Source organism: Streptomyces sp. SID13726 (assembly GCF_010548375.1).
Classification (GTDB): domain Bacteria; phylum Actinomycetota; class Actinomycetes; order Streptomycetales; family Streptomycetaceae; genus Streptomyces.
Genome location: NZ_JAAGLY010000043.1, coordinates 15,538 through 27,978 on the forward strand (window position 1 = coordinate 15,538; position 12,441 = coordinate 27,978).

The following is a 12,441-nucleotide window of genomic DNA, read 5'->3' on the forward strand; positions in this document are numbered from 1 at the left end:
TACCGTGCCGGTGCGAGCCGCCGCGGCGAGGCGGGTGCCGGGCGCTGCGGTGCCCTGCGGCCGGGGCGGCCGGAACACGGACCGGAATCGGGAACGGGGCGGAATGGACGCGTACGACGGAGGCTCGAACGCCCGGCGGGTGCCGGACGCCCCGGGCGAGCCGGGCGATGCCCCCGCGCCCGACGAGCCGGCCGCCGCCGGACCCGACCCGTACCCCGACCCCCGTACCGGTGTCGCCGCCCTCTCGCTGCGCTACCAGATCGGCGTCGCCCTGGCGCTCGCGATCGTGGCCGTCGGGGTGTGTGTGCACATCGGCATGGTGTTCCTGCATGTCGCGCCCTCGAACACCTTGACGAAGAAGCACGGCAAGGCGGTCGACGACTGGATCTATCCGGAGTTCGAGCAGAACTGGAAGCTGTTCGCGCCGAACCCGCTCCAGCAGAACATCGCGGTGCAGGTGCGGGCCCGGATCCGCGGCGCCGACGGCGGCAGCCGGACGACCGGGTGGTACGACCTGTCGGCCCAGGACGGCCGGGCGATAGACGGCAACCTGCTGCCCAGCCACACCGAGCAGAACGAGCTGCGCCGCTCCTGGGACCTCTTCGTCGCCACGCACGACGGCCAGAACCGCCCGGTCGGGCTGCGCGGCTCCCTGTCCGAGACGTATCTGCGGCGCATCGTCGTGCTGCGCCTGGAGCGCGCGGACGCGGCTGGCCGGGGTGACGTCCTCACCAGCGTCCAGGTGCGCTCGCGGACCACGAACGTCCGCCCGCCGAAGTGGAGCGACGAGAAGGTCTCGCAGCAGCCCGTCTACCGCGAGCTGCCCTGGTGGGCCGTGACGGACGACGACACCGAGGGGAGCGCACGGTGAACCGATTCGCCCTGGCGGTGTCGAGCGGCATCGCCCGTGTCACCGAGGCGGCTCTCGGCCCCTACCAGACCGCGATGATCCGCATCGGCTTCAGCGCGACCTGGCTGCTGTTCCTGCTGCGCGAGTTCCCGCACCGCCAGGAGCTGTACGGCCCGGACGGCCCCTGGAGCTGGAACCTCGCCGAGCAGCTGGTCTCCCTCAACGGCGCGTTCACGGCCCTGATGTGGTCGGACGGGCAGCTCTGGTTCGAGACGGTCTATGTGCTCGCCGCCCTGTCGAGCCTTCTGCTGCTGCTCGGCTGGCGCACCCGCACGATGTCCGTGCTCTTCATGGTCGGCGTGCTCTCGCTCCAGAACCGCAGCATCTTCGTGGGCGACGGCGGCGACAACGTCCTGCATCTGATGTGCCTCTACCTCGTCTTCACGCGCTGCGGCCAGGTCTGGTCGCTGGACGAGCGCCGGGCCGGGCGCGCACGGGTGGCACGCGCGCGTGGGGAGCATGTCGTGGACCGGGTCGGCCCCGCCCTCTGGGTCGTCCTCGGGCTCGCGCTGGTGACGGCGACCTTCCTGGGCCGGCTGGACGGCGACGTGACCGTGCCGGTGCTGCTGTGGGTGGTGTGGTCGGCGCAGGCCCTGTGGTGGGCGGTGGGGCGTTTCACCAGGTCGGGACAGTCGCGGATCATGCTCGACGTGATCGCCGACGTCGTGCACAACGGCGCCGTGCTCGTGATCATGGCCGAGGCCTGTCTGATCTACGCGACGGCGGGCTGGTACAAGATCCAGGGCTCGCGCTGGCAGGACGGCACCGCCGTGTACTACCCCCTCCACCTCGACTACTTCTCGCCCTGGCCCGCCCTCGCCGACCTCCTGTCGGCCAACGCCGTCATGGTGATGCTCGTGACCTACGGCACGGTCGCCGTCCAGGTCGCCTTCCCCTTCACGCTGTTCAACCGGCGCGTCAAGAACGTCCTGCTGGCGGCGATGATCACTGAGCACGCGGTGATCGCGGTCGTCCTCGGCCTGCCGTTCTTCTCGCTGGCGATGATCGCCGCCGACTCGGTCTTCCTGCCCACGTCGTTCCTGCGCCGGCTCGGCGACGGGGCGGCACGCGTGCGTGAACGGCTCGTACGGCGGGTGCGGGGCGTCCGTGCGAAGCTGCCGGAACCACGCGCCCCGGAGAACCCCGAGCCCACGCACGTAGGCTCCACGGCATGACCGACCCCGTGGGCGCCTGGCACCGCCTCGCCGATACCGCAGTCCTCCTCGACGGCTTCCACGCCCTCAAGCACGCCGTCCGCTTCGGGGCCGAGGTCCCGGTGGCGGTCGCCGTCGACCGGGTGGCGGCGCTCGCCCTCGCCGAGGAACTGGCGCCCGACGTATGGGACACCCTGGACGCGCTGCTGACCCAGGTGCCGGAGCCGGTGTACACGTCCCTGCTGCCGCGCCCGCACCCCACCGCGGTGGCCGCCCTGGCGCTACGGCCGTCCCGGGCCGCGCATCTCGAGAGGCTGGCGCACACGCCGCGCACCGCCCCCGTGGTGGTCCTCGACAACCCGCGCAACCTCGGCAACGCGGGCGCCGTGATCCGGCTGGCCGCCGGGTTCGGGGCGACCGGGGTGGTCACCACGGGCACGCTCGACCCCTGGCATCCGACGGTGGTGCGTGGCGGGGCAGGGCTGCACTTCGCGACCGCGGTGGAGCGCCTCACGGTCGCCGAACTGCCGCCCGGCCCGGTGTTCGCCCTGGACCCGGAGGGCGACGACATCCGGGGCGTGAAGCTCCCGGACGACGCCGTCCTCGCCTTCGGCTCCGAGCGCAGCGGGCTGTCACCCGAACTGCGCGCGCGTGCCGACCACTTGTTGTCCCTGCCGATGCGCCCCCAGGTCTCCAGCTACAACCTGGCGACGAGCGTGGCGATGACGCTCTACCACTGGAGCCTCGGCGGCTCCTAGGCCTCGCGCCGGACCTCGACGACCCGGAAGCGGTTGGCAACGAACGCCCCGTCCGTGAGGGCCGCGTTGGCCGCCGGGTTGCCGCCCGAGCCGTGGAAGTCGGAGAAGGCGGCCGTCTGGTTGACGTACACCCCGCCGACGAGGTTCAGCGACAGCTGCGCCGCCTCCTCCAGACAGACCTCCTGGACAGCCTGCTCGACCTCCTCGTCGGTGGTGTACGCGCCGACGGTCATCGCGCCCTTCTCGCGGATCGTGCGGCGCAGCAGCTCGACCGCCTCGGAGGCGGAGTCCACCGCCACGGCGAAGGACACCGGGCCGAAGCACTCGCTCATGTAGGCGGCCTCGTCGTCCGGCTTGGCTCCGTCCAGCTTGACGATCACCGGGGTGCGGACCACCGCGCCCGGGAACTCCGGGTTGGCGATCTCCCGGGAGGCCAGGGCGACTTCGCCCAGCCCCGCCGCGGCCTCCAGACGGGCCTTCACGTCCGGGTTCACGATCGCGCCCAGCAGCGCGTTCGCGCGCGCGTCGTCGCCGAGGAGGCCGTCGACCGCGCGGGCGATGTCGGCCACCACCTCGTCGAAGGTCCTGGGACCCTCGTCGGTGCGGATGCCGTCCCGGGGGATCAGCAGGTTCTGCGGGGTCGTGCACATCTGGCCGCTGTACAGGGACAGCGAGAAGGCGAGGTTGGACAGCGCGCCCTTGTAGTTGTCCGTGGAGTCGACCAGCACGGTGTTGACGCCGGCCTTCTCGGTGTAGACCTGCGCCTGGCGGGCGTTGGCCTCCAGCCAGTCGCCGAACGCCGTCGAGCCGGTGTAGTCGATGATCCGGATCTCGGGGCGGGTGGCCAGGGTCTTGGCGATGCCCTCGCCGGGGCGCTCGGCGGCGAGCGCGACCAGGTTCGGGTCGAAGCCGGCCTCGGCGAGCACGGCGCGCGCGACCTGCACGGTGAGCGCGAGCGGCAGCACCGCGCGCGGGTGCGGCTTCACCAGCACGGCGTTGCCCGTCGCCAGGGAGGCGAACAGGCCCGGATAGCCGTTCCACGTCGGGAAGGTGTTGCAGCCGATGACCAGGCCGATCCCGCGCGGGACCGGCGTGAACTGCTTGGTCAGCGCCAGCGGGTCGCGCTTGCCCTGCGGCTTGGTCCACTCCGCGGTGTCGGGGGTGCGGACCTGCTCCACGTACGCGTACGCCACCGCTTCCAGGCCGCGGTCCTGCGCGTGCGGGCCGCCCGCCTGGAACGCCATCATGAACGCCTGGCCGCTGGTGTGCATGACCGCGTGCGCGAACTCGTGGGTCCGGTCGCTGATCCGCTTGAGGATCTCCAGGCACACCACCGCGCGGATCTCCGCGCCCGCGTCCCGCCAGGCCTTCTGGCCCGCCTTCATCGCGGGCAGCAGCACGTCCACGTCCGCGTGCGGGTACTCGACGCCCAGCTCGATGCCGTACGGCGACACCTCGCCGCCGACGAAGCCGTCGGTGCCGGGCTGGCCGAGGTCGAGACGGGTGCCGAGCAGGGCGTCGAAAGCGGCCTTGCCCGCGGCCATGTCCAGGCTGCCGCCCTCCCCGTAGGCCTTGGGGTGCTCGGGGTGCGGGGACCAGTACGCGCGGGTGCGGATCGCCTCCAGCGCCTGGTCGAGGGTGGGCCGGTGCGCGGCGATCAGTTCGTGGGCGGTCAGTTCGGCGGCCATGCGGGACCAACTCCTCGTCTTTCGAACTCTTCGTCGAGTCCATGACCTGGGCAGAAACATGGGCAGGAACAGCCAGTCAGAGTTAGAGTAACCGAACGATCGGTCGGGACAAGGGGGTCCGCCGCATCTGTGGAAAACCCCGTGCGGGAGGATCGCGCACATGACAGCACTCGACCTCAGCAGCCCCGTGGCCGTCGTCGGCACCGGCACCATGGGCCAGGGCATCGCCCAGGTCGCGCTCGTCGCCGGGCACTCCGTGCGGCTGTACGACGCCGTCCCCGGCCGTGCGCGGGAGGCGGCCGACACCATCGGCGCGCGCCTGGACCGGCTCGTCGAGAAGGGCCGGGTCTCCGCCGCCGACCGGGACGCGGCACGCACGCGTCTGCTCCCCGCCGAGCAGCTCACCGACCTCGCGGACTGCACCCTGGTCATCGAGGCGGTCCTGGAGGAACTGGCCGTCAAGCAGGAGCTGTTCCGGGCGCTGGAGGACATCGTCGGCGAGGACTGTCTGCTCGCCACCAACACCTCCTCCCTGTCGGTGACGGCCGTCGCCGGCGCCCTGCGCAACCCGGGCCGCTTCGTGGGCCTGCACTTCTTCAACCCCGCGCCGCTGCTGCCGCTGGTGGAGGTCGTCTCCGGGTTCGCCACCGACGTCTCGTCGGCCACGCGCGCGTACGAGACGGCCCGCGCGTGGGGCAAGACCCCGGTCGCCTGCGCCGACACCCCCGGCTTCATCGTCAACCGCATCGCGCGGCCCTTCTACGCCGAGGCGTTCGCGGTCCACGAGGCCCAGGGCGCCGAGCCCGCCACCATCGACGCCGTGCTGCGCGAGTGCGGCGGCTTCAAGATGGGCGCGTTCGAGCTGACCGACCTGATCGGCCAGGACGTCAACGAATCGGTCACGCACTCCGTGTGGCGGGCCTTCTTCCAGGACGTGCGCTTCACGCCCTCGCTCGCCCAGCAGCGCCTGGTGGAGTCGGGCCGGCTCGGGCGCAAGAGCGGACAGGGCTGGTACGACTACACGGACGGCGCCGAGCGCGACGAGCCGCACACCGCGGAGCGCGCCCAGCCGCCCGCGTACGTCGTCGTCGAGGGCGACCTGGGCCCCGCGGCCGAGCTGCTCGCGCTGATCCGCGAGGCGGGCATCCCGGTCCGCGAGGAGGAAGAGGACCACGGCACCCGGCTGGTCATGCCGAGCGGCGGCCAGCTCGCGCTCGCCGACGGGCAGACCTCGGTGGAGTTCCGGGACGTCGTCTACTTCGACCTCGCGCTGGACTACCGCAGGGCCACCCGTGTCGCCCTGTCCGCCTCCCAGGACACCTCGCAGCAGACCCTCGGCGAGGCCGTCGGGCTCTTCCAGGCGCTCGGCAAGGACGTCAGCGTCATCGGTGACGTGCCCGGCATGATCGTCGCCCGTACGGTCGCTCGGATCGTCGACCTCGCCCATGACGCCGTCGCCAAGGGCGTGGCCACCGAGGAGGACATCGACACCGCGATGCGGCTCGGGGTGAACTACCCTCTGGGCCCGTTCGAGTGGAGCCGCAGGCTCGGCCGCAACTGGGCCTACGCCCTCCTCGACGACCTGCACATGCGCGACCCCTCCGGGCGGTACGCGCCCTCGCTCGCGCTGTACCGCCACGCGTACGCCTCCGACAAACGGGAGGGCAGCACCTCATGACGACCGCCAAGCGGGACACGTACACCCCGGAGACGCTGCTCTCCGTCGCCGTCCAGGTCTTCAACGAGCGCGGCTACGACGGCACCTCCATGGAGCACCTCTCCAAGGCCGCCGGCATCTCCAAGTCGTCGATCTACCACCACGTCTCCGGCAAGGAGGAGCTGCTGCGCCGGGCCGTCAGCCGGGCCCTGGACGGCCTCTTCGGGATCCTCGACGAGGAGCACGCGCGCGTGGGGCGGGCCTCGGACCGCCTGGAGTACGTCGTGCGGCGCATGGTCGAGGTGCTGATCGCCGAGCTGCCGTACGTGACGCTGCTGCTGCGCGTGCGCGGCAACACCGGCACCGAGCGGTGGGCCCTGGAGCGGCGCCGGGACTTCGACCACCGGGTCGCCGAGCTCCTGAAGGCGGCCGCCGCCGACGGGGACGTGCGCGCCGACGTGGAGGTGCGCCTCGCGACCCGTCTGGTCTTCGGGATGATCAACTCGATCGTGGAGTGGTACCGCCCGGACGGCCGCGGCATGAACGAACGCGAGGTGTCGGACGCGGTCGCCCAGCTGATCTTCGGGGGACTGCGCAAGGCGTCCTGAGCTCAGCCCTGCGGCTCCAGGTCCTCCTCCTCGAAGACCAGCAGGGTGCGGGTGCTGAGGACCTCGGGGATGGCCTGGAGGCGGGTGAGGACCAGCTCGCGCAGGGATCTGTTGTCGGGGGTGTGGACCAGCAGCAGGACGTCGAAGTCGCCGCCGACCAGCGCGATGTGCGAGGCCCCTGGCAGCTGTCGGAGCTGTTCGCGGACCGTGCGCCACGAGTTCTGGACGATCTTCAGGGTGATGTACGCCGAGGTGCCCTGGCCCGCGCGCTCGTGGTTGACGCGGGCGCCGAAGCCGCGGATGACGCCGTCCTCGATGAGCCGGTTGATCCGCGCGTAGGCGTTGGCACGCGAGACATGCACCCGTTCGGCGACCGACCTTATCGACGCGCGGCCGTCCGCCTGGAGCATCCGGATGATGTCCTGATCGAGAGCGTCGAGGGGACGCGGGGCCGGCAGCGGGCCGGAGCCCTCCGGGCTCTCGGCCATTTGTTCAGGTGCCATGTCCCCCCGCCTCCCTACCATGGACGTACTGCGTCCATCTCAGGCTGTGGAGAACCGTTTGTCCACAGCCTGAGGGGGCCTGTAGCCAAAATGTGCCGACGACCGAACAATCGGTAGGTGAGGCGCCTCACAATCCGTGCTGCGCCGGAGCCGCTCCCACGAGGAGGTGCCGTCATGACGGTCATGGAGCAGCGGGGCGCGTATCGGCCATCGCCGCCCCCCGCCTGGCAGCCCCGCACGGACCCCGCGCCGCTGCTGCCCAACGACGAGCCGTACCGCGTGCTCGGCACCGCCGCGGCCGCCGAGGCCGACCCGGCCCTGCTGCGCCGCCTGTACGCCGAGCTGGTGCGCGGCCGCCGCTACAACACGCAGGCCACCGCCCTCACCAAGCAGGGCCGCCTCGCCGTCTACCCCTCCAGCACCGGCCAGGAGGCCTGTGAGGTCGCCGCCGCGCTGGCCCTGACCGACCGCGACTGGCTCTTCCCGAGCTACCGCGACACCCTCGCCGCCGTCGCCCGGGGCCTCGACCCGGTCCAGGCGCTCACCCTGCTGCGCGGCGACTGGCACACCGGCTACGACCCGCGCGAGCACCGCGTGGCCCCGCTGTGCACTCCGCTGGCCACCCAGCTCCCGCACGCCGTCGGCCTCGCCCACGCGGCCCGCCTCAAGGGCGACGACGTGGTCGCGCTCGCCATGGTCGGCGACGGCGGCACCAGCGAGGGCGACTTCCACGAGGCGCTGAACTTCGCCGCCGTCTGGCAGGCCCCGGTGGTCTTCCTGGTCCAGAACAACGGCTTCGCGATCTCCGTCCCGCTCGCCAAGCAGACCGCGGCCCCGTCGCTGGCCCACAAGGCCGTCGGCTACGGCATGCCCGGCCGCCTGGTCGACGGCAACGACGCGGCCGCCGTGCACGAGGTCCTCACCGCCGCCGTACGGCACGCGCGCGCGGGCGGCGGCCCCACCCTGGTCGAGGCGATCACCTACCGCGTGGACGCCCACACCAACGCCGACGACGCGACCCGCTACCGCGGCGACGCCGAGGTCGAGACCTGGCGCGGACACGACCCGATCGCCCTCCTGGAGCACGAACTGACCGAGCGCGGCCACCTCGACGAGGCCGGGATCGGGGCCGCGCGGGACGCCGCCGAGACCATGGCCGCCGACCTGCGCGCGCGCATGAACCAGGACCCGGTCCTCGACCCCATGGACCTGTTCGCCCACGTGTACGCCGAACCCACCCCGCAACTGCGCGAGCAGCAGGCGCAGTTGGCGGCCGAGCTGGCCGCCGAGGGGGACCCCCGATGACCACCGTCGCGCTCAAACCGGCCACCATGGCGCAGGCCCTCACGCGCGCGCTGCGCGACGCGATGGCCGAGGACCCCGCCGTGCACGTCATGGGCGAGGACGTCGGCACCCTCGGCGGCGTCTTCCGGGTCACCGACGGACTCGCCGAGGAGTTCGGCGAGGACCGCTGCACCGACACCCCGCTCGCCGAGGCGGGCATCCTCGGCACGGCCGTCGGCATGGCGATGTACGGGCTGCGCCCGGTCGTGGAAATGCAGTTCGACGCCTTCGCCTACCCGGCGTTCGAGCAGCTGATCAGCCATGTGGCCAAGACACGCAACCGCACGCGCGGGGCGATGCCGCTGCCCATCACCATCCGGGTCCCCTACGGCGGCGGCATCGGCGGCGTCGAGCACCACAGCGACTCCTCCGAGGCGTACTACATGGCGACCCCCGGGCTCCATGTCGTCACACCCGCGACCGTCGCCGACGCCTACGGACTGCTGCGCGCCGCCATCGCCTCCGACGACCCGGTCGTCGTCCTGGAGCCCAAGCGGCTGTACTGGTCGAAGGCCGCCTGGAACCCGGACGCCCCCGAGACCGTTGAACCCATCGGCCGCGCGGTGGTGCGGCGCTCGGGCCGGAGCGCCACGCTCATCACGTACGGGCCGTCCGTACCCGTCTGCCTCGAAGCCGCCGAGGCCGCGCGCGAGGAGGGCTGGGACCTGGAGGTCGTCGACCTGCGCTCGCTGGTGCCGTTCGACGACGACACGGTCGCGGCCTCGGTACGGCGCACCGGACGGGCGGTCGTCGTGCACGAGTCGGGCGGGTTCGGCGGACCGGGCGGGGAGATCGCGGCCAGGGTCACGGAGCGCTGCTTCCACCATCTGGAGGCACCGGTGCTGCGCGTGGCCGGGTTCGACATCCCCTATCCACCGCCGATGCTGGAGCGTCACCACCTGCCCGGTGTGGACCGGATCCTGGACGCCGTGGGGCGTCTTCAGTGGGAGGCGGAGAACTGATGGCCCAGGTGCTGGAGTTCAGGCTGCCGGATCTCGGCGAGGGCCTGACGGAGGCGGAGATCGTCCGCTGGCTGGTGGAGGTCGGCGACGTGGTCGCGGTCGACCAGCCGGTCGTCGAGGTCGAGACGGCCAAGGCGATGGTCGACGTCCCCTGCCCCTACGCCGGTGTCGTCACCGCCCGCTTCGGTGAGGAGGGCGGCGAGCTTCCGGTGGGGGCGCCGCTGATCACGGTGGCCGTGGGGGCACCGGCCGACGGCGGTCCGGGCGAGACCCCGCAGACCGAGGGCTCGGGCAATGTCCTGGTCGGGTACGGCACTTCGGAGGCACCGGCGCGCAGGAAGCGGGTGCGGCCGGGGCAGGCGGTGCCTGTGGCGACCGGGACGGCTGGGGCGAGCGGTGCGGCTGGTGCGGCTGGTGCGACCGGTTTGGCTGGGGCGGCTGGGGCGCCCCAGGTGGCGAACGGCTCGTCCGGGTCGCTCACCGGCCGACGTGCCGCGCCCGACGGGACGGCCCGGTCGGACGGGACGGTCCAGTCGGACGCGTCGGCCGGGTCGGACGCGCCGACCACGGGAGACGGGTCGGCAGCCGCACCGGGGGCGGTCGACGGCCCGGTGGCCGTGATCTCGCCGTTGGTGCGCCGCCTCGCCCGGGAGAACGGTCTCGACCTGCGCGAGCTGGCCGGTTCTGGGCCCGACGGGCTGATCCTGCGGGCCGATGTCGAGTACGCGTTGCGCGCGGCCGCCACCCGGGACGGTGCGTCCGCGCCGGTGACCGGGCCGCACGCACGCGTGACCCCGTCGACGGCAAGCGGCCCGCAGCCGCTCACCGCCTCCGGCCTCCTCCCGTCGTCGACCCCCGCCGCCGCGGGGACCCGTGTCCCCCTCAAGGGCGTCCGGGGCGCCGTCGCCGACAAGCTCTCCCGGAGCCGGCGCGAGATCCCCGACGCCACCTGCTGGGTGGACGCCGACGCGACCGAGCTGATGCGGGCACGCACCGCCATGAACGCGTCCGGGGGCCCGAAGATCTCCCTGCTCGCGCTGCTCGCCCGGATCTCGACCGCCGCCCTCGCCCGGTTCCCCGAGCTCAACTCCACCGTGGACATGGAGGCCAGGGAGATCGTGCGGCTGGACGCCGTGCACCTCGGGTTCGCCGCGCAGACCGAGCGGGGACTGGTCGTACCGGTCGTGAAGGACGCCCACGCGCGCGACGCCGAGTCGCTGTCCGCGGAGTTCGCCCGGCTGACCGAGGCGGCCCGCACCGGCACCCTCACCCCCGCGGAACTCACCGGCGGCACCTTCACGTTGAACAACTACGGCGTCTTCGGCGTCGACGGCTCCACCCCGATCGTCAACCACCCCGAGGCGGCCATGCTCGGCGTCGGCCGGATCGTCCCCAAGCCGTGGGTGCACGAAGGGGAGCTGGCGGTGCGCCAGGTGGTCCAGCTCTCGCTCACCTTCGACCACCGGGTCTGTGACGGCGGCACCGCAGGCGGCTTCCTGCGGTACGTGGCGGACTGCGTGGAACAGCCGGCGGTGCTGCTGCGCACGCTGTAACGCCGGGCCCTGTGACCCCGGGCCCTCTGAACCACGCCCCGCACATCAACACCCCGCAACCCGCACCCCCCACCGACCCCGATCACCGTGCCGCCCGCACGTTCCCTGTGATCGCGGCGGCACGCATACTCGGGGGGTGACCGCATACGACGTCGTCGTGCTCGCCGGGGGTGCCGCCCGGCGGCTCGGTGGCGCGGACAAGCCCGGCGTGCGTGTCGGCGGGCGCCCGCTGCTCGACCGGGTGCTCGCCGCCTGCGCCGACGCCCGCACCACCGTCGTCGTCGCCGATCCCCGGCCGACCGCCCGGCCGGTGACCTGGGCCCGCGAGGACCCGCCCGGCGGCGGACCGCTCGCCGCCCTGGACGCGGGCCTGAGACACACCACGGCACAGCACGTGCTGGTGCTCTCCGCCGATCTGCCGTTCCTTCAGGAGGGCACCGTACGGCTGCTGTTGACCGTCCTGCGCACGGGCGGCGCCGACGGCGTGCTGCTCACCGACGCCGACGGCCGCGACCAGCCGCTGGTGGCCGCGTACCGCTCGCCCTCGCTGCGCACCGAGCTCACCGCACTGACGAAGGAGCACGGCGCGCTCACCGGCCTGCCCCTGCGCCGGCTGACCGCCGTCCTCGACCTCACCCGCGTCCCCGACCCCGTCGCGTCCTTCGACTGCGACACCTGGGACGACATCGCCACCGCCAGGGCACGCATCAGGGAGCATGGGCACGTGTTGGATGAATGGATTTCCGCAGTCAAGGACGAGCTGGGCATCGACCTCGACGTCGACACCGGCGTGCTGCTCGACCTCGCCCGGGACGCCGCCCACGGCGTGGCCAGGCCCGCGGCGCCGCTGACCACCTTCCTCGTCGGCTACGCGGCCGCACAGGCGGGCGGCGGCCCCGAGGCGGTCGCCGAGGCCTCCCGCAAGGCCGCGGCCCTCGCCCTGCGCTGGGCCGACGAGGACAGCGACGCAGCGAAAAGCGACGCAGCGGATGGCGATGCCGGGAAGAACGACGCAGCGAAGAGCGACGCGGCCCCCGACACCCGCCCGGACGCCGGATGACGGCCGCCCGTTCCCTGCGTACGGGCGACCACACCGGGCAGGCCGAAGACGCCGACGAACTCGACGTCGAGGAGGCGCTCGCGCTGGTGAAGGAAGACAACGGCAGAGACGGCCGGAGCGGTCACTCCGCCCCCGCCCCCGCCCCCGCCGCCGCGCCCCCGCCGCAGGCATCCGGCCCGGTACCGCGCCCGGACGCGCACCACAGGGCCACCCCCTGGCCCGAGGCCCGCGCGAGCGCCGCCCG

The 12,441-nt window shown here is 72.9% G+C and carries 11 protein-coding genes and 1 pseudogene; 10 read left to right on the forward strand and 2 right to left on the reverse strand.

The genetic code is table 11. The features are described from left to right. The first annotated feature begins 103 nt into the window (after window positions 1-103). From G3I78_RS45575 to G3I78_RS45585, 3 genes are read left to right on the forward strand one after another with little or no spacing between them, the layout of a single operon-like run. The gene (locus G3I78_RS45575; protein ID WP_164436226.1) at window positions 104-871 is read left to right on the forward strand and encodes a DUF5819 family protein; all 768 of its coding nucleotides are present in this window, start codon (window positions 104-106) and stop codon (window positions 869-871) included. After that, window positions 868-2,085 (forward strand): HTTM domain-containing protein, encoded by a 1,218-nt coding sequence (locus tag G3I78_RS45580; RefSeq protein ID WP_164436228.1) that lies wholly within the window; start codon window positions 868-870, stop codon window positions 2,083-2,085. The genes G3I78_RS45575 and G3I78_RS45580 overlap by 4 nt, the downstream gene beginning before the upstream one ends. Further along, the gene (locus tag G3I78_RS45585; RefSeq protein ID WP_164436230.1) at window positions 2,082-2,822 is read left to right on the forward strand and encodes a TrmH family RNA methyltransferase; all 741 of its coding nucleotides are present in this window, start codon (window positions 2,082-2,084) and stop codon (window positions 2,820-2,822) included. Before G3I78_RS45580 ends, G3I78_RS45585 begins: the two co-directional genes overlap by 4 nt. Here G3I78_RS45585 and paaN read toward each other — a convergent pair. Next, the gene (gene paaN, locus G3I78_RS45590) at window positions 2,819-4,510 is read right to left on the reverse strand and encodes a phenylacetic acid degradation protein PaaN (protein ID WP_164436232.1); all 1,692 of its coding nucleotides are present in this window, start codon (window positions 4,508-4,510) and stop codon (window positions 2,819-2,821) included. The two genes, G3I78_RS45585 and paaN, sit on opposite strands and share 4 nt — an antisense overlap. Before the next feature lie 160 nt (window positions 4,511-4,670). Between paaN and G3I78_RS45595 the strand changes: the two genes are divergently transcribed. Both G3I78_RS45595 and G3I78_RS45600 read left to right on the forward strand, forming a co-directional pair. Then, window positions 4,671-6,188: a 3-hydroxyacyl-CoA dehydrogenase gene (locus tag G3I78_RS45595; RefSeq protein WP_164436234.1), complete on the forward strand. Its 1,518-nt coding sequence runs from the start codon at window positions 4,671-4,673 to the stop codon at window positions 6,186-6,188. After that, window positions 6,185-6,775, forward strand: coding sequence for a TetR/AcrR family transcriptional regulator (locus G3I78_RS45600; protein ID WP_164436236.1), 591 nt, complete (start codon window positions 6,185-6,187; stop codon window positions 6,773-6,775). Before G3I78_RS45595 ends, G3I78_RS45600 begins: the two co-directional genes overlap by 4 nt. A gap of 2 nt (window positions 6,776-6,777) precedes the next feature. Here G3I78_RS45600 and G3I78_RS45605 read toward each other — a convergent pair whose 3' ends face one another. Beyond that, complete coding sequence (locus tag G3I78_RS45605) at window positions 6,778-7,263, reverse strand: Lrp/AsnC family transcriptional regulator (RefSeq protein ID WP_164436252.1); 486 nt, start codon at window positions 7,261-7,263, stop codon at window positions 6,778-6,780. 189 nt (window positions 7,264-7,452) lie between these two features. Here G3I78_RS45605 and pdhA point away from each other — a divergent pair, with 189 nt between their 5' ends. The 5 genes and pseudogenes from pdhA to G3I78_RS45630 all read left to right on the forward strand — a co-directional run. Next, complete coding sequence (gene pdhA, locus G3I78_RS45610) at window positions 7,453-8,583, forward strand: pyruvate dehydrogenase (acetyl-transferring) E1 component subunit alpha (RefSeq protein WP_164436238.1); 1,131 nt, start codon at window positions 7,453-7,455, stop codon at window positions 8,581-8,583. Further along, complete coding sequence (locus tag G3I78_RS45615; RefSeq protein ID WP_164436240.1) at window positions 8,580-9,584, forward strand: alpha-ketoacid dehydrogenase subunit beta; 1,005 nt, start codon at window positions 8,580-8,582, stop codon at window positions 9,582-9,584. The genes pdhA and G3I78_RS45615 overlap by 4 nt, the downstream gene beginning before the upstream one ends. Next, window positions 9,584-11,137 carry a dihydrolipoamide acetyltransferase family protein gene (locus tag G3I78_RS45620; RefSeq protein ID WP_164436242.1) on the forward strand — a complete coding sequence of 518 codons (1,554 nt, stop codon included), beginning with the start codon at window positions 9,584-9,586 and terminating at the stop codon, window positions 11,135-11,137. Before G3I78_RS45615 ends, G3I78_RS45620 begins: the two co-directional genes overlap by 1 nt. A gap of 136 nt (window positions 11,138-11,273) precedes the next feature. Beyond that, window positions 11,274-12,197 (forward strand): molybdenum cofactor guanylyltransferase, encoded by a 924-nt coding sequence (locus G3I78_RS45625; protein ID WP_164436244.1) that lies wholly within the window; start codon window positions 11,274-11,276, stop codon window positions 12,195-12,197. After that, window positions 12,194-12,441 (forward strand): annotated as a pseudogene (locus tag G3I78_RS45630) (molybdopterin molybdenumtransferase MoeA); the annotation flags it as partial. The gene G3I78_RS45625 and the pseudogene G3I78_RS45630, both read left to right, overlap by 4 nt.

Bases quoted from the DNA above. Each gene is read 5' to 3' on its own strand.
- G3I78_RS45600 (WP_164436236.1), top strand. From the start codon at position 6,185: ATGACGACCGCCAAGCGGGACACGTACACCCCGGAGACGCTGCTCTCC.
- G3I78_RS45605 (WP_164436252.1), bottom strand. From the start codon at position 7,263: ATGGCCGAGAGCCCGGAGGGCTCCGGCCCGCTGCCGGCCCCGCGTCCC.
- G3I78_RS45615 (WP_164436240.1), top strand. From the start codon at position 8,580: ATGACCACCGTCGCGCTCAAACCGGCCACCATGGCGCAGGCCCTCACG.
- paaN (WP_164436232.1), bottom strand. From the start codon at position 4,510: ATGGCCGCCGAACTGACCGCCCACGAACTGATCGCCGCGCACCGGCCC.
- G3I78_RS45575 (WP_164436226.1), top strand. From the start codon at position 104: ATGGACGCGTACGACGGAGGCTCGAACGCCCGGCGGGTGCCGGACGCC.
- G3I78_RS45595 (WP_164436234.1), top strand. From the start codon at position 4,671: ATGACAGCACTCGACCTCAGCAGCCCCGTGGCCGTCGTCGGCACCGGC.
- G3I78_RS45620 (WP_164436242.1), top strand. From the start codon at position 9,584: ATGGCCCAGGTGCTGGAGTTCAGGCTGCCGGATCTCGGCGAGGGCCTG.
- pdhA (WP_164436238.1), top strand. From the start codon at position 7,453: ATGACGGTCATGGAGCAGCGGGGCGCGTATCGGCCATCGCCGCCCCCC.
- G3I78_RS45585 (WP_164436230.1), top strand. From the start codon at position 2,082: ATGACCGACCCCGTGGGCGCCTGGCACCGCCTCGCCGATACCGCAGTC.